Source organism: Marinobacterium sp. MBR-109 (assembly GCF_040547565.1).
Classification (GTDB): domain Bacteria; phylum Pseudomonadota; class Gammaproteobacteria; order Pseudomonadales; family Balneatricaceae; genus Marinobacterium.
Genome location: NZ_JBEPPZ010000003.1, coordinates 144664 through 160858, shown reverse-complemented (window position 1 = coordinate 160858; position 16195 = coordinate 144664). Strand labels below are relative to the sequence as shown.

Here is a 16195-nt window from a genome sequence, read left to right as displayed (position 1 = left end):
CATCAAAACGATCACCCCCTGATCAGTTTTACAGATCCCGTACTGCAAGGGCTTAAGGGCGATGTTTGGACCCGTTGTGCCGAGGTTTTCCACAGAACTGTTCAGGGGTTCTGGGGATGGTTTTCACAGAAGTAATTTTTCTTCGACTGCGGCGGCGGGAGGAACCTAAAAGATATGCACAGATGTTGCGGGATTGATGGGTGTGCATAACTCGACACACAAGAACATGTTAAGCTTTGTACAGTCCAGCTTGCTCAAGGTACTCGCATGACAGACATTGTTGATAAAGCGACCCGCTCAAGAATCATGTCGTCAATCAGAGGGAAAAACACAAAACCCGAGATGACTGTCAGGCGCTTCTTGCATGCAGCAGGCTTCCGCTATCGACTTCACTGCAAGGATTTACCGGGCAAACCGGACCTGGTCCTGCCAAAATACAACCTGGTTGTTTTCGTGCATGGATGCTTCTGGCATCAGCATCATGGATGTCATTACGCATATACTCCCGCTTCCAATGCCGTACAGTGGAGAGAAAAGCTTGAGGGGAACAGGCAGCGGGACTTGGTACAGCAGCGACAGCTGCTGGACATGGGGTGGCGAGTGTTGGTTGTTTGGGAGTGTGGGCTGAAGCACTCCAAACGAAAATTTGAAGAGATTACTTCAGCCATCCGAAGTAATGATCAACGGCAGGAGTGGCCGGTAGAGCCACCCAGGTCCTCAGAGGCAAAACGAGGTAAAGGCAACAGTAGCGGCTCTTCCGATACTGCAGCCCTCGATATGTATTAATTGGCTATGGGGAGGGGCATTCCAATTTGCTTCGGGCCTGATTTGAATATGGGACTACCCTTTACCTGAGGAGCGAGAGGGATTCGATCTCTAAGCAGTTCAGCAACAGCTGCAAACACAGGTACAACAACCGAGTTGCCAAACTGCCGGTAAGCTTGGGTATCTGATACAGGGATGACCATTTCATTCCCTCCTACTTCATCGAAACCCATCAGTCTCGCACACTCCCGTGGCGTCAGCCTGCGTGGCCTGTTGATCATATTGTGCTCAGAATAGAAATCACCGCTCGGATCAAAACCGCGGTCTACCAATATTTCAGATCCATCCTTGTGATAACGTGCCGACAAGGTTCTTGCAACTGTATTGGGACCAGTAAGACCGAACCCGAATCCGTTACCCTTGGCACGATGTTTCTCGGCATATTTGTAGAGGTATTCCCACAGCTTCGGTGTCAGGATGTACTTGTCATCAACTTCGGCATCAAGAATGTCACCAAAGCAGGGCTTATTATGGGGATACAGCTGTTCAATATCCTTAAGGGTAAAGCCTTGATGCAATTTTAAGTCGCGTCTGAAACCGACCAGCACAATTCGCTCACGGTGCTGTGGTACGAAGTGTCGCGCATCGATTACCTTTGGATCACTCCCCTTGGCAGCATCCACATCGGCGACTTCATAGCCTAATTCATCCAGCGTTTCACAGATAACCCTGAAAGTTTTACCCTTGTCATGACTTTTAAGGTTTTTCACATTTTCCAGAAGGAAAATAGCTGGTCGCTTGGCTGCAAGGATTCGAGCCACATCAAAGAACAGTGTTCCCTGTGTATCGCACTCAAAACCGTGCTTTCTACCCAATGAATTCTTTTTTGATACACCTGCCAAAGAGAAAGGCTGGCACGGGAAGCCCGCAAGCAACACTTCGTGATCAGGAATAGCATGGTCTATGTGTGCATAGGCCTGCTCTTCAGAAACATCGGTTTGTTCAGACAGTGTTACATCACGAATGTCATGGTTGAAGACATGTTCGTCCGGATCGCAGTAATGGTTGGCCAAGTAGGTGCGGCGAGCATTCTTGTCCCATTCGGATGTAAAGACACACTTGCCGCCAATCTGCTCAAAGCCCTTGCGTATTCCTCCAATGCCGGCAAACAGATCGATGAATCTGAAGGCAGGCCTGTCATAGTGTGCAGGCCTTGCTGGCAGAAGCTTTTGCAGAATCTGATATTCGCTAAAGGTAATACGCGGTGTAGCTTTCCCTTTCAATGCTCTGTTGATGGTTTCCCGCGTCCAGTAGCCGGGGGAAGCCTTGGCGAGAACTTCCGCAATGAATTTCTGATCATAGATTTCTGAAAGCCGATGCAGCAACTGCATTTCAGCACAAAATCCGTCTTCTGGGGTATAGGGGTTAAAACTGTTCATCAGTTCCAGTTGTACCTGTGTGTTCATGACAATCACTCCCTGTGTCACATGAGTGATCAGGAGTCACGAAAATGTTCCGTATTCTCGCTATATCCCCTGACCTTAGCAAGCTGTTTCAGTCAACCTGCTCCAAATAGTCAACAGCCTGTCCTTCTCTATCAGAGCTCAGCCAATTATCCAGAGCAGAAATCATGATGTGATACTGATCGTAGAACTCGAAGAACGGAAGGTCCCACTCTAATACAGAACGCAGCCGCTCCACTGGATGAAACTCATCCATCAAGTATTCATTTGCATCTAAGTAGTCATGGACTTCGGAAAAGTTACCAATTTTTTCAGGTAATACCCCTCTTCTGAAATCCTCTTCCATCCAGAGTTGGGCGATTTGTGTACGGTAGTTTACAGCCTGTCTAATCGTAAGCTCTGAACCGTTCGGTTCATCTACCGCGGAGGCAATGTCCTTCCGTGCACTCAGATCATCAAGGATTGTCATCGTTTCCATACGACCTCCAATGTGTCAATGTAGTGACAAAAAATCAATTAATAGACACATATTAACCCATATTGAACATAACTGCCATTAATACATGTTTATATATACAGTATAATTCATGTTTTCGACTTTCCTATACGTCAAAAAGCAAACAAATTATTTCCCCGTCTACTTGGAACCATCAGGTACACCAGAACATGTTTTTCTGATAATTTGAGCTCAGGAACACTGGACTGGAGATAGGGAAGTGACTGCAGATCTCTCATTGGAAGCCATCTGCCGCAAGATGCAGAAGCTGGGTGCTCAGCGAATAATTCTCAAACCTCTTGCCAACAACGACAACTCCAAACAGCAGATCTATCTTGGATCTGACTTCCATGTCATAAGGCAAATCCCTTCCGGAAATGTTCGCAGCGCTGGAGTCGGTAAATACGGACCCGTTTTCAAAGCCCCAATAAACCTGTATTGGTTTTCGATGGACGGAACAGTGGAACTGGCTAAAGGCTCTCAACTGATCCTCTACCCCAAGTACCCTGAAGTGCGACTATCCGGCATGGTCAGAGGTTGCTGTCTTGCACCTTCTCATTTGCTTCAGCCACCGACAAAGGAAGAGCGTAAAGCTCGTGAAGGGAGTACTAGATATCTGATACTCGGTGTCAGAAAGGAAAGTGTTCTTGCCTGGGTCAGTGCATGGAAAGACTTCGCCTCTTTGGAAGCAACTGAGCTGATCAATCGTGGGGCGATTTCACTTGCAACCAGCGTATTTTATGAATATTGCCTTCAACCGCAGCAAAGCACTGATAGTCGTACCCAGCTGATTCATAAACTTAAGGAAATCTATCACAACAGCCCCCACTCAGGACGAAGACTCAACGCTAAAGGTGTACTCCTAGATTACAAGGCACAGAACGGGGCAGGCTACACCCTTGAAGCCCTTTTCGGTATTACCCCAAACGGGCACTCATCACCTGACTTTATGGATTGGGAACTCAAAGCCCACTCTAGCGGGCCGGTAACTCTGATGACACCGGAGCCAGATTCAGGAAGTTATCGGCAAGATATCCTTGCTTTTATGGATAGCTACGCAACAAGTACCAGCGAGTCAAAAAAGAACTTCGCCAGCAGACACAACATCAATATTTTTAATAAAAAATCCGGCCTGACACTGAGATTTGAAGGATACGATAAATCTTCCGGCCAAATTAGTGATCCCGATGGAGGTTTGATGCTGCGAGATAGTGCAGGTAACCTTGCAGCAGGCTGGTCCTTCAGCAAGATGATCGAGATATGGAAACGTAAGCACGCAAACACATGTTTTGTTTCCTACAAGCGCCACCCGGACATCAACGCCTACAGTTATGGCCCTAACATCCTGCTAGCAACGGGTACAGATCTGGCCAGCTACTTGAATGCACTCGCAAATAGCATTATTTACTATGATCCGGGTACTAACATTAAATATGTAAAGAAAAGGCAAACTTGGGTACCCAAGAAGCGCAACCAGTTCAGAGTTAAGGAAGGTGATATCAATACCCTGTATGTGGCTGTGGAAAAAATTAATCTTGAAGACTGACGAGGCTAAAGCGACGCAGATTTTTGATGACCTTTTACTGCTTACTGCGCACACTGAATACCGCCACAACACACTCCATGAAATCCAGATCTGTGTACTTGGATTAATTCAGGCCAAACCATGCATGGAACGTCCGGCGAAATGATCCGGGTCTCTTTGTAAGTGAGCTTTTCTGATCCAAACTCATATCAGATAGAAGCCAGATGGTAGTTCCACTCAAGACTATCCGTGAGCACCTTGATACGATGCAGCCTACCCTGCCACACCAGCCTTTGCCCATCCCGACTGCTTTTGGCAACTCTCTGTTGTTCTGACTTAACCTCAGGGCAGATCTATAATATTCCCCTTATCTAATAAACCATGCCGCGCCAATAGGCGTATACCGGCACGGATGAACATTCTCTACGCTTAAACAGGAGCTGCTTGTGCTGCCACAACGTTACACCCGTCTGGTAACGACCCTGCTGATGTCGGTCTGTATGGTAACGGCCATGACCTTTGTAATTACCGGTATCAACACCGGCTTTGGTGATGGGTTCATGGCTCGCTGGGGTAAGGCAATTGTCATCGCCTGGCCGATCGCATTCGCGCTGATTTTCATTCTGGCCAAGCGAATGCAACAACTGGCCAGCCGAATCTGCAGCCTGCAGCATTGACCGCCTTTTCCTCCTGAGTCCTTGCACCTGGCACCCGTTTGAGGTGCCTGTAGGCCTGCCACTTAAATAGCCATTCGCTATCGAATCATTTACTACGATTAATTTCACACATTCATAGCCTCTCGGTACCATAGCTCCATATTCGAGATGCGCCTAACGCCGAACAGGAGATCCACAGGACAGGCGGGCGGTCGCAATAAACAACTTTACTGAGAGATGACGCACATGTTGGATACCAATCTGAAGCAGCAGCTGAACACCTACCTGCAGAACATCGTCGCTCCGATCGAGCTGACCCTGACCACCAATGACAGCCCCAAGTCTCAGGAGCTGGCTGATCTGACCCATGAAATCGCCGAGCTGTCTGACAAGATCAGTGTGAAGGCAGGCAACGACCGCCGTGCACCGAGCATGGCCGTTGGCGCCGCCGGTCAGGCACCGCGGGTGAACTTCGCCGGTATCCCCATGGGTCACGAATTCACCTCGCTGGTGCTGGCACTGCTGCAGGCCGGTGGTCATCCGTCCAAGGCTGATGCCGCGCTGCAGGAGCAGATTCGTAACCTGAAGGGCGAGTTCCACTTCGAGACCTACATCTCGCTGTCATGCCAGAACTGCCCGGACGTGGTACAGGCGCTGAACCTGATGGCAGTGCTGAACCCGAACATCACCCACACCATGATCGACGGTGCGCTGTTCCAGAAGGAAGTTGAAGAACGCCAGATCATGGCTGTTCCGTCCGTCTATCTGAACGGTGAACACTTCGGTCAGGGCCGCATGACGCTGCCCGAGATCGTTAACAGGCTGGACACCGGTGCCGCCGAGAAGAAAGCAGCCGAGCTGAACGAGCGCGAGCCTTACGAAGTGCTGGTTGTCGGCGGTGGCCCGGCCGGTGCCTCTGCGGCGATCTACGCCGCACGTAAAGGCATCCGTACCGGTGTGGTCGCAGAGCGTTTCGGTGGACAGGTGATGGATACGGTCGGCATTGAGAACTTCATCTCCGTGCCCTATACCGAAGGCCCGAAACTGGTGGCCAGCCTGGAGCAGCACGTCAAGGAGTACGAGGTTGACGTGATCACCGAGCAGTCCGCCGCCAAATTGACCAAGGGCGAGCTGATCGAGGTGGAGCTGGCCAGCGGTGCGACCCTGAAAAGCCGCAGCGTGATTCTGGCCACCGGTGCCCGCTGGCGTGAAATGAACGTGCCGGGCGAACAGGAGTACCGCGGCAAGGGCGTGGCCTACTGCCCGCACTGCGACGGCCCGCTGTTCAAGGGCAAGAGTGTAGCGGTGATCGGTGGCGGCAACTCCGGCATCGAAGCGGCGATCGACCTGGCCGGACTCGTGAAAGACGTAACCGTGCTGGAGTTCTCCGACACCCTGCGCGCCGACAGCGTGCTGGTGAAGAAGGCGGAATCTCTACCCAACATCAAGATCATCAAGCAGGCGATGACCACCGAGGTGCTGGGTGATGGCAACAAGGTGATCGGTCTGAAATACAAGGACCGCAAAACCGATGAGTCTCATGTGGTGGATGTGGCCGGTATCTTCGTGCAGATCGGTCTGGTACCGAACAGTGAGTGGCTGAAGAACACTCTTGAACTGACCGAACGCGGCGAGATCGTGATCGACAGCCACGGCGCCACCTCCATGCCGGGTGTATTCGCCGCCGGTGATGTGACCGCGACGCCGTACAAGCAGATCATCATCTCGATGGGATCAGGCGCAACGGCTGCGCTGGGTGCCTTCGATCACCTGATCCGCAACTGATCGCCCCTTCAAAGCGAACTCTATCTCTCTTCAGCGTTTTGCTGACTTCCACCGCCCTTCGGGGCGGTTTTTTATTTGGGGTCCGTCAAGAAATCAGTATGTTCTTCCGCTTGAGGTAGTGCTGAATATCATCAAAGGTCGCGATCACAAAATCGGCTTCTTCGATGATCAGATTGAGGCGCTCCAGGCGCTCTGCTGCCTGCTCGGGATAGTGATGTGCAAACTTGTTACGCAACACAGCAGCGGTACCGAACTCCTCTGCTGAACGAATCGCACCCAGCTTTTCCATCAGCAGAGTCTTGTCCCGGTTGGATTTATCCGAAATATCCTCCTGTTCAACATAGGCAATCCCCCTGAACAGATGGTCCTGAATCATCGCAACCGTCTGGGAATACCTTAGAATCAGGGCATCAATGGATTCTTCCTGCTCATCCGTCAGATGCTCCAACTGAGCCTCAGCCAGAGGAAACAAAGGCCGCACCTTGTTTACGGAATAGGTCAGTTTGCCAATCCGTTGCTCGCAAGCTGCAACATTGGTTGCCAGAATGCGTTGTTCCTTGCTCAAAGCTGCACTCCTTCTCGTGCTATGGCGTGAATGGGCTCATCGGGCATATCACGCTGTTTTACCAGCAAATCAACATGGGTATCGCAAGCGCCGCTGATGCGGTATTCAAGCAGTAGCCTTTGCTTCAGCGACAGCGGTTGGCTGGTTTCAAAAAACAGATCAATGTCCCCGCCACGGCGGTTTACATCAGCCCGAGAACCAAATAGATAAATTTTCCCTTCAGGATCAACCGACATCAGCAACTGCCGAATGGCCTGTTCTTCCCGAGTCGTTAATCTGTATTGGGTTGCCATACGAAATATCCCGCTTATGCCTTCTGCAGGCAGTATAGCGACCTTTGCATTTGGCTTCACAGAAGCAGCATCACCTGATCACCACGGCAACCCGCCCTTGAAGCGTTCAATCAGGAAATCACACAGCAGTTGCAGTCGCGGCGAACGCTGTCGTGCCTGTGGATACACCAGCCAGACGCCGCTGTAGGGGTAACGATACTGCTCCAGCATCGAGATCAGCTCGCCACGCCTTAGGGCCGGCTCGACATAATAGTCGGGCAGCTGAGCGATCCCCAATCCCTTGCTGACCGCGTCCAGCAGCGCGGGGCCGGAGTTGGAACGCCAGTTGCCGCTGACTTTCAGCTCCTTGCGCTGGCCGTTTTCGCTGAACAGCCAGAAGCTGTTGGACCCCATCAGGCAGTTGTGTCGACCCAGCTCGGACAGTGTGTGCGGCATGGGGTGACGCTGCAGGTAGCCGGCGCTGGCACAGAGGTACTCGCGCCGGTCACACAGCCGCCGTGCCAGCAGTGAGGAATCTTTCAGCGTGCCCATGCGCACGGCCAGGTCATAGCCTTCGCTGATCAGGTCGGTCTGGCGGTTGGTCAGATGCAGGTCGAGACTGATCCTGGGGTACTGCAGCATGAAGTCGTTCAGCTGCGGCGCCAGAAAACGCTCACCAAAGGTGGTGGCGCAGGTGACCCTAAGGGTACCGGATGGCTCTGCCTGAAAGCTGGACAGCTCTTCTTCCGCCGCGCTGAAGCCCTGCAGCAGTTCTCGGCAGTGCTGAAAGTAGTGTTCGCCCGCTTCACTGAGGCGAAACTTGCGCGTGGTGCGATACAGCAATGGCGTGCTCAGTTCGGCCTCCAGCCGGGCGACCAGCCGGCTGATATGCGAGGGCGAGACCTTGAGTTTGCGTGCCGCCGCCGAAAAGCTGCCCTGCTGTACCACCTCGACAAAGGCTTCGATCGCTTCCCAGTGCCGCATTCTATGTTCCCCGCCCGTCTGATATAGACCCTGTATGCCAGAATTATTGCAGCTGAGCAAAAATACTTTTCGATTGCTGTCATTATCACGGAACAGATCAGGGGCTACACTTCAGCCATCACGTTTATCTCAACATCTGTACCTGAATCGGGAGATCACCATGAAGTCACGCGCCGCCGTTGCCTGGGAAGCAGGCAAACCCCTCACCATCGAAGAAGTGGACGTTCAGGGCCCCAAGGCCGGTGAAGTGCTGGTACGCATCGTCGCCACCGGCGTTTGCCACACCGATGCCTTTACGCTCTCGGGTGCGGACCCCGAAGGGATCTTCCCGTCGATTCTGGGCCATGAAGGTGCCGGTGTGGTGGAAGAAGTGGGCCCGGGTGTCACCACGCTGAAACCGGGTGATCACGTTATTCCGCTTTATACCGCCGAGTGCGGCAAGTGCAAATTCTGCCTCTCCGGCAAAACCAACCTGTGTCAGGCAGTGCGCGCGACTCAGGGCCAGGGCCTGATGCCTGATGGCACCAGCCGCTTCTCCATCGGCGGCAAGACGCTGTTCCATTACATGGGCACGTCCACCTTCTCCGAATACACCGTGGTACCGGAAATCTCGCTGGCGAAGATCCATGTCGACGCGCCACTGGAAAAGGTCTGCCTGTTGGGCTGTGGCATCACCACCGGTATCGGTGCCGTTCTGAATACGGCCAAGGTTGAGCCGGGCTCTACCGTGGCGATCTTCGGTATGGGCGGCATCGGCCTGTCCTGCATTCAGGGCGCCCGTATGGCCGGTGCCGAGCGCATCATCGCCATCGATATCAACGAAAGCAAGTTCGAGATGGCCCGCCAGTTCGGGGCCACCGATTGCGTCAACCCGAAAGACTATTCTGATCCGATCCAGCAGGTGATTGTGGATATGACCGACGGCGGCGTTGACTACTCGTTCGAGTGTATCGGCAACGTGCAGGTGATGCGCTCCGCGCTGGAGTGCTGCCACAAGGGTTGGGGTGAGTCGATCATCATCGGTGTGGCCGGTGCCGGTGAAGAGATCTCTACCCGTCCGTTCCAGCTGGTCACCGGCCGCGTCTGGAAAGGCTCCGCCTTCGGTGGCGTCAAGGGCCGCAGCCAGCTGCCGGGTTACGTTGAGGACTACATGAACGGCAAGATCGAGATCGATCCGTTCATCACCCACACCATGGGGCTGGAAGACATCAACAAGGCGTTTGACCTGATGCACGAAGGCAAGAGCATCCGTTCGGTGATTCTGTTCGATCAGTAATCAAGGAGAGTCCCATGACTCAAGCAGCCCCCGAGCTGGTCGCCAGCAACAAATGCTTTGACGGTTGGCTCAAGCGCTACAAACACAGCTCGACGACGACCGGCACGGAGATGGTGTTTGCCATCTACCTGCCGCCGCAGGCACAAACGCAGCCGGTACCGGTACTGTACTGGCTGTCGGGCCTGACCTGCACGGATGAGAACTTCATGCAGAAGGCCGGTGCCCAACGCGTTGCCGCCGAACTGGGCATCGCCATTGTTGCGCCGGATACCAGTCCGCGCGGTACTGATCTGCCCGGCGAGCATGACAGCTACGACTTCGGCTCGGGCGCCGGCTTCTACGTCAATGCGACCGAGGCGCCCTGGTCAGGCCACTACCGCATGTACGACTACGTCACTGACGAGCTGCCGGCGCTGATCGAACAGCATTTTCCGGTAACCCAAAAACGCGCCATCAGTGGCCACTCCATGGGCGGTCACGGTGCGTTGATCTGTGCGCTGAAAAATCCGGGCCGGTATCTGTCGGTGTCGGCTTTCGCGCCGATCAGTAATCCGATCAATTGCCCCTGGGGCGAGAAAGCGCTGAGCGGTTATATGGGTGAAGATCGCGAAAGCTGGAAAGCCTGGGACAGCTGCGAATTGATCGCCACAGCGAAGGAGCGTTTGCCGATTCTGGTGGATCAGGGCGAAGCCGATGACTTCCTGGCTGAGCAGCTGAAACCTGAAGCACTGAAAGCAGCCTGTGAAGCGGCTGGCCATCCGCTGGAGCTACATCTGCGGCCCGGCTATGACCACAGCTACTTCTTCATCGCCAGCTTTATCGAAGACCACCTGCGCCATCATGCCAAGGCGCTGAAATCAGCCTGATACTGGCCTGATATCAGTACAAAAAACGCCGACTGCACAGGGTGCAAGTCGGCGTTTTTTTATCGAGGGTCAAAACCTCAATACTTACAGCGCGGCCAGAATGGTCTCGGCGCTGCTCTTGTCGACGCCTTTTTCGTCGATGTTCAGCAGTTCCACCTTGCCGTCGTTGACGATCATGGCGTAGCGCTGGCTGCGCTTGCCGAACTGGATGCCGGACAGGTCCTGATCCAGACCCAAAGCGCTGGCGAATTCACCGATACCGTCGGCCAGCATGATGATCTCGTCGGCGTTCTGATCCTTGCCCCATGCGTCCATTACGAATACGTCATTGACCGCGGTGCAGATGATGCTGTCGACACCCTTGGCCTTGATCTCGTCAGCCTTGACCACGAAACCCGGCAGGTGAGTAAGAGAGCAGCCCGGGGTAAAGGCGCCCGGTACTGCAAACAGCACTACTTTCTTGCCAGCGAAGAGGTCAGCGGTATTGACCGCCTCCGGCCCTTCCTTGCCCATCACGCGCAGTTCTACATTGGGAATGGTGTCACCGATCTGAATGCTCATCTGGTCTCTCCACGACTGTTAATACGAACTGTATTGTTGACTGATTTACTCAGGATTGTAGCAGAACTTTTTACTCTGGGTAGAGGCTCAGTCACAATGCCGTGTCACCAAGCCGCTTTTTATCCTCAAGGCTTTAGCCAGAGCTTTTAATCAAGGCTCTTTATTATTCAAGACTCCTTAACCAAGGCTCTTCAGTCAAGATAAGCGATCCAGCCACGCAGAAGGCCGATAAAATCTTCCAGCCCCGCCTCACAGGCGTCATCTGCCAGCCCAAAGCCATCATCCAGATCGACAGGATCACTTTCAGCCTGTAGCCAGACACGGGCGCTTTCGCTGTCCAGCTGCAGACTCAGCTCTCGCCCATGCCAGTCAAACTGACCCCGCCGCTCGGTCAGCAGGTTTTCGGCTTGCTGCAGAACCTGCCCTGCCTGCAGCCGATTTTCGCCCAGCTCTTCTCCCAGCCAGCGGCCAAACAGCGCCTGTTCCATCTCGACAATCGCTTCAGGCTGATCGTAGAGGTCTCGTCTGAATTCGTATTCCATCGGGTTGTCTCACAAAAGCATGCATCCACTCGCGCCCGGTGCGCGTAAGACGGGAATAGTACACCACCTGAACCGGGACCGGATGTCCCAGGAGATCCCATGAATGACGCTCAGAGCAAATCCCGTCGCGCCGCAGCGGTACCCAGCAGCCGATTCTCGCGCATGGCCAGCCTGACAGGTCTGGCCGGGCGAGTGGCCGGCAATCTGGTCACCGAAGGCAGCAAGCAATGGATGCGAGGCCAGCGCCCGGCTCTGTCCGAGCTGTTGTTGAGCCGCAGGAATCTGGAGCAGGTGGCCGACAAACTGGCACGCATGCGCGGGGCGGCGATGAAGCTGGGCCAGCTGATCTCCATGGATTCGGGGGCACTGCTGCCGCCGGAGCTGGCGGCGGTGCTGGAGCGGCTGCGCGATGATGCAGTGATCATGCCTGCGGCCCAGCTGGTCGGCGTACTGGAAAGCAACTGGGGCAGCGACTGGGATCAGCGACTGGCTCAGTTCAGTTTTGATCCAGTTGCCGCCGCTTCCATCGGTCAGGTGCACAAGGGGCGCACCCATGGGGGGCGCGAGTTGGCCATCAAGATCCAGTATCCGGGTGTACGGCGCAGCATCGACAGCGATATCGACAATGTGGTTTCTCTGCTGCGTATCAGTGGCCTGGTGCCTCGCGATCTGGACATCGACCCGCTGGTGGCCGAAGCCAAACAGCAGCTGCGACAGGAAACGGATTACCTGCATGAGCAGCAACAATTATTGGCCTACGATGCGGCGCTGCAGGACTTTCGTCATTATGATGCGCTGGCACTGCCCGGCGTTGACTCTGCGCTATCCACGGAACAGATCTTGTGCATGGATTTCATCGAAGGTGTCAGCCTGAAACAGGCCGCCGCTGAACAGGCAGCGCTGCGCGATCATATTCCCGCCCTGCTGCTGGAGCTTTTCTTTTGTGAGCTGTTCCATTTGCGTTGCGTACAGACCGATCCTAACCCAGCCAACTACCAGTACAACCTGAAGCAGGACAAACTGGTATTGCTGGACTTTGGCGCCGTACGCCGTTTCTCGATCGACTTTGTGCAGCAGTATCACCACGCCATCTGTGCAGCCACCGACCGTAACCCAACGGCACTGGCACAAGCACTGGAAACGCTGGGCTTTTTCAGCCAGCGCCATGATGCCGCCAACCGTCAGGTGGTGCTGGATATCTTCATGGAGGCCACCGAGCCGCTGCGTACCCCAGGGGCCTATGATTTTGGCCAGTCGGATCTGGCACAACGGATTCATCAGCGCGGCATGGCGATCGGCAGCGATCCGGATGCCTGGCATACGCCACCGGCAGATGTGCTGTTTCTGCACCGCAAGATGGGCGGGCTGTTCATGCTCGCCTCCCAGCTCGGTGCAAAAGTCGATGTGCATGCCATTTTCAACCGCTATCGGGAGCTGTCATGAGTCTGCTGAGTTCCTTCGATTCTCCCATCACCGCCGTGCTGATCGGTGCCAGCGGCGGCATTGGTCAGGCGATGCTGGAGCAACTGCTGGCCGAGCCACGCGTAAGCCGGATTCACGCCTTTGCCCGCCGGATGAGCAAATCACTGCAGCAGCAGGCAACCACTCATTCCGATCGGCTCAGCCTCCACTCCATCGACCTGAACCGTGAAGCATCCATCGCCGCCTGTGCCGAGCAACTCACTGGCGCCGCCCCTGATCTGGTGTTGATCACCACCGGCCTGCTGCACTCGGGCGAGAGCCTGCCGGAGAAAAGCTGGCGCAATTTGGAGAGTGACTATTTCCAGCAGCAGATGCAGATCAATGCGTTGGCCCCGGCACTGCTGGCCAAACACCTGATTCCACTGATGCCAAGGGACAGGCGCACCGTGTTTGCGGCGCTGTCGGCGCGGGTAGGCAGTATCGGCGACAACCGACTGGGGGGTTGGTACAGCTACCGTGCCAGCAAGGCCGCACTGAACATGCTGCTGCGCTGTACCGCGATTGAGGCCAAACGGCGCTGGCCAAAGTTGGTAGTGGCAGGACTGCATCCGGGCACTGTGGACACCGCGCTATCGGAGCCGTTTCAGGCGCGAGTACCGGAAGGCAAACTGTTCACGCCCGAGTTTTCAGCCCGCTCACTGCTGCAGGTTATTGATGGCCTGATACCGGCTGATAGTGGCAGCGTGTTTGCCTGGGATGGGCAGCTGATACAGCCCTGACTCAGCCCTCTTCCGGGCGGGGGTGCCAGTGAATCCTGACCTCGCGAACACCCCAGTCGAGTGCGGAATCAACATCTTCGCCCATATAGATATCGATCTTGCGCTCCCAGCGGGAGTGCATTTTGTCCAGCACGCGATAGGTACCCGGCAAGCCTTCAATCTGTACCTGCATGTTGTAGTCCAGCCCCTCATCCAGCAGATCGCGCGACACGGCGATGGCCTTCATACCCGGCTCAAGAGTATCGCCCCAGGCCGCCAGACTGGGATCACCGATGGTCTGTGCAGGCACCGAGTTATAGGCAGACGCTTTGACCTCCAGCGTGCGCACCTCCGGCGATGACTCGGCACAGCCCGAGAGCAGCAATGCACCGGCAAAGAGCAGGCACTTGTATGAAGAAGATGGCATTTGTCACCCTGATCGAATCTTTTGCGTGACTTTACCACCAACCGGGGGTATATAGCATCTTCTCTGTTATGGAGGATGCCGCTGTGTATTCACCACCCGAGCTTGATCTCGACCTGACTCAAAGCCTGTATGACCAGATCGCTGATGCGCTGGTTGAGCGGGGCTATATTATTCTGCCCTCTGCCCTGCCTGAATCCCTTGGACATGTGCTGCGCCAGCACCTGCAGGCACTGGATGACGAGCAGTTTCGTCGAGCCGGGATCGGTCGTGAACAGGATCACCAGCTGCACGGCGAGATCCGCCGTGATCAGATACGCTGGCTGAGCCATCAGTCACCGGTCGAGGCACAATATCTGCAGTGGATGAACGATTTGCGTGAAGGGCTGAACCGGCGACTGTTCATGGGGCTGTTCGATTACGAGGCTCACTTCGCCCATTACCCTGAAGGGGCGTTCTACAAGCGTCATCTGGATGCATTTCGCGGCCAAACCAACCGCGTACTGACCACAGTGTTTTACCTCAACCCTGACTGGCAACCGGAGCTGGGGGGCGAACTGTTGATCTGGCCGACCCACGACAGCGAAGAGGTGGTCGAAAGAGTGGTGCCGTACATGGGCACACTGGCGGTGTTTCTGAGTGAGCGTTTTCCGCATGAAGTGCTGCCGGCCCGTGCCGATCGCTACAGCATCGCCGGCTGGTTCCGGGTCAATACCAGCATCAATAACCAGATCGACCCGCCCCATTAAGCTTTAAAGCAACGTCAGCGGCGGCTGCTGCAGCGCGCTCAGTTGCTCGCGCAGCTGCAGAATATGTTCGCCCCAGTAGCGCTCGGTGTTGAACCAGGTGAAGTTGTGCGGAAAGGCCGGATCTTCCCAACGTCTCGCCAGCCAGGCGCTGTAGTGCATCATGCGCAGGGTGCGCAGTGCTTCCACCAGATGCAGTTCGCGTGGGTCAAAGTCGGCAAACTCGTTGTAGCCCGCAATCACTTCCGCCAGTTGCAGCTGTTGCTGCACCCGATCATCACCGGTCAGCAGCATCCACAGGTCCTGAATCGCCGGTGCCATGCGCGCATCATCGAAATCGACAAAGTTGGGCATGTCGTCACGCCAGAGAATATTGCCGCCATGACAATCACCATGGGCCCGAATCAGTTTCACCTCACCGGCGGCGGCAAAACAGACTTCAATTCCGGCCAACAGGTCGGCACACAAACTGGTATAGGCCTCGCGCAGTGAAGACGGAATAAAGCCTTCGCTGATCAACGCCACACTGTCACGACCATAGGTCTGGATATCCAGTGCCGGACGATGCACGAAGGGGCGCACGGCTCCGACCAGATGAATACGCCCAAGGGTATGGCCCAGCTGATACAGGTGGTCGGGGTCATCCAGCTCCGGTGCGCGCCCGCCGCGACGCTTGAACAGGGAAAAGCGGTAGTCCTTGAAATGGAACAGGCTTTCACCCGCGCTGTTGGTCAGCGGAGCCACCACCGGCAGCTCCTGCTCGACCAGCTCAAAACAGAACTGGTGCTCTTCCTGTATCTGCGCGTCACTCCAGCGCAGAGGGCGGTAGAACTTGGCAATCAATGGCTCGGCATCCTCGATGCCCACCTGGTAGACACGGTTCTCGTAGCTGTTCAGTGCCAGAATACGACCATCACTGAGGTAGCCCATCGACTCCACCGCATCGATCACGGTATCGGGCGTCAACTGGTAGAACGGCTGGCTGGGATTGTCTGACATGGGGCACCGCAAGGTTCAGGGTTGGTCTCCATTCTAGCCCTCTGGACCGGTACAGCTCCAATACTGTCACCAAAATGTTTTGCCAACGTC

18 protein-coding genes are annotated in these 16195 nt (G+C 54.9%); 9 read left to right on the top strand and 9 right to left on the bottom strand.

Annotation, left to right across the window (positions count from 1 at the left end):
* The first annotated feature begins 267 nt into the window (after window positions 1-267).
* Complete coding sequence (locus ABIE60_RS05710) at window positions 268-786, top strand: very short patch repair endonuclease (RefSeq protein ID WP_354468452.1); 519 nt, start codon at window positions 268-270, stop codon at window positions 784-786.
* On the opposite strand, the gene dcm is transcribed toward ABIE60_RS05710, so the two are convergent.
* Window positions 783-2231, bottom strand: a complete 1449-nt coding sequence (gene dcm, locus ABIE60_RS05705; RefSeq protein ID WP_354468450.1) for a DNA (cytosine-5-)-methyltransferase — start codon at window positions 2229-2231, stop codon at window positions 783-785. The two genes, ABIE60_RS05710 and dcm, sit on opposite strands and share 4 nt — an antisense overlap.
* 88 nt (window positions 2232-2319) lie before the next feature.
* Window positions 2320-2706, bottom strand: a complete 387-nt coding sequence (locus ABIE60_RS05700; RefSeq protein WP_354468448.1) for a hypothetical protein — start codon at window positions 2704-2706, stop codon at window positions 2320-2322.
* A 238-nt stretch (window positions 2707-2944) separates the two neighbouring features.
* Between ABIE60_RS05700 and ABIE60_RS05695 the strand changes: the two genes are divergently transcribed.
* The 3 genes from ABIE60_RS05695 (at window position 2945) to ahpF (ending at window position 6690) form a co-directional block, all read left to right on the top strand.
* A complete protein-coding gene (locus tag ABIE60_RS05695; protein WP_354468446.1) occupies window positions 2945-4270 on the top strand; it encodes an MvaI/BcnI family restriction endonuclease in 1326 nt (441 codons plus the stop codon).
* A 425-nt stretch (window positions 4271-4695) separates the two neighbouring features.
* Window positions 4696-4926, top strand: coding sequence for a DUF2798 domain-containing protein (locus tag ABIE60_RS05690; RefSeq protein ID WP_354468445.1), 231 nt, complete (start codon window positions 4696-4698; stop codon window positions 4924-4926).
* A 225-nt stretch (window positions 4927-5151) separates the two neighbouring features.
* On the top strand, window positions 5152-6690 hold the full coding sequence (ahpF, locus tag ABIE60_RS05685; RefSeq protein WP_354468444.1) for an alkyl hydroperoxide reductase subunit F: 1539 nt from the start codon (window positions 5152-5154) through the stop codon (window positions 6688-6690).
* An 85-nt stretch (window positions 6691-6775) separates the two neighbouring features.
* Here ahpF and ABIE60_RS05680 read toward each other — a convergent pair whose 3' ends face one another.
* The 3 genes from ABIE60_RS05680 to ABIE60_RS05670 are packed head-to-tail and all read right to left on the bottom strand — an operon-like array spanning window position 6776 to window position 8511.
* Window positions 6776-7255 (bottom strand): hypothetical protein, encoded by a 480-nt coding sequence (locus ABIE60_RS05680; protein ID WP_354468442.1) that lies wholly within the window; start codon window positions 7253-7255, stop codon window positions 6776-6778.
* Entirely contained in the window at window positions 7252-7608 is a 357-nt protein-coding gene (locus tag ABIE60_RS05675) for a nucleotidyltransferase family protein (protein ID WP_354468440.1), read from the bottom strand. The genes ABIE60_RS05680 and ABIE60_RS05675 overlap by 4 nt, the downstream gene beginning before the upstream one ends.
* Window positions 7609-7626: 18 nt before the next feature.
* Window positions 7627-8511 (bottom strand): LysR family transcriptional regulator, encoded by an 885-nt coding sequence (locus tag ABIE60_RS05670; RefSeq protein WP_354468439.1) that lies wholly within the window; start codon window positions 8509-8511, stop codon window positions 7627-7629.
* Window positions 8512-8671: 160 nt separating this feature from the next.
* Between ABIE60_RS05670 and ABIE60_RS05665 the strand changes: the two genes are divergently transcribed.
* A complete protein-coding gene (locus tag ABIE60_RS05665) occupies window positions 8672-9787 on the top strand; it encodes an S-(hydroxymethyl)glutathione dehydrogenase/class III alcohol dehydrogenase (RefSeq protein WP_354468437.1) in 1116 nt (371 codons plus the stop codon).
* 14 nt (window positions 9788-9801) lie between these two features.
* On the top strand, window positions 9802-10653 hold the full coding sequence (gene fghA, locus ABIE60_RS05660; protein ID WP_354468436.1) for an S-formylglutathione hydrolase: 852 nt from the start codon (window positions 9802-9804) through the stop codon (window positions 10651-10653).
* Between the two features lie 84 nt (window positions 10654-10737).
* Here the strand turns inward: fghA and ABIE60_RS05655 are convergent, their stop codons facing one another.
* A complete protein-coding gene (locus ABIE60_RS05655; RefSeq protein WP_354468435.1) occupies window positions 10738-11214 on the bottom strand; it encodes a peroxiredoxin in 477 nt (158 codons plus the stop codon).
* 191 nt (window positions 11215-11405) lie between these two features.
* Complete coding sequence (locus ABIE60_RS05650) at window positions 11406-11756, bottom strand: YacL family protein (protein ID WP_354468433.1); 351 nt, start codon at window positions 11754-11756, stop codon at window positions 11406-11408.
* A 99-nt stretch (window positions 11757-11855) separates the two neighbouring features.
* Between ABIE60_RS05650 and ABIE60_RS05645 the strand changes: the two genes are divergently transcribed.
* Entirely contained in the window at window positions 11856-13199 is a 1344-nt protein-coding gene (locus ABIE60_RS05645; RefSeq protein ID WP_354468432.1) for an ABC1 kinase family protein, read from the top strand.
* Window positions 13196-13957 carry an SDR family NAD(P)-dependent oxidoreductase gene (locus tag ABIE60_RS05640; protein WP_354468431.1) on the top strand — a complete coding sequence of 254 codons (762 nt, stop codon included), beginning with the start codon at window positions 13196-13198 and terminating at the stop codon, window positions 13955-13957. Before ABIE60_RS05645 ends, ABIE60_RS05640 begins: the two co-directional genes overlap by 4 nt.
* 1 nt (window position 13958) lies before the next feature.
* Here the strand turns inward: ABIE60_RS05640 and ABIE60_RS05635 are convergent, their stop codons facing one another.
* A complete protein-coding gene (locus ABIE60_RS05635; RefSeq protein WP_354468430.1) occupies window positions 13959-14363 on the bottom strand; it encodes a 3D domain-containing protein in 405 nt (134 codons plus the stop codon).
* 83 nt (window positions 14364-14446) lie between these two features.
* On the opposite strand from ABIE60_RS05635, the gene ABIE60_RS05630 reads away from it, so the two are divergent.
* The gene (locus ABIE60_RS05630; protein ID WP_354468429.1) at window positions 14447-15109 is read left to right on the top strand and encodes a 2OG-Fe(II) oxygenase; all 663 of its coding nucleotides are present in this window, start codon (window positions 14447-14449) and stop codon (window positions 15107-15109) included.
* Window positions 15110-15112: 3 nt separating this feature from the next.
* Here the strand turns inward: ABIE60_RS05630 and ABIE60_RS05625 are convergent, their stop codons facing one another.
* Window positions 15113-16105: a serine/threonine protein kinase gene (locus ABIE60_RS05625; RefSeq protein ID WP_354468427.1), complete on the bottom strand. Its 993-nt coding sequence runs from the start codon at window positions 16103-16105 to the stop codon at window positions 15113-15115.
* Window positions 16106-16195: the final 90 nt, after the last annotated feature.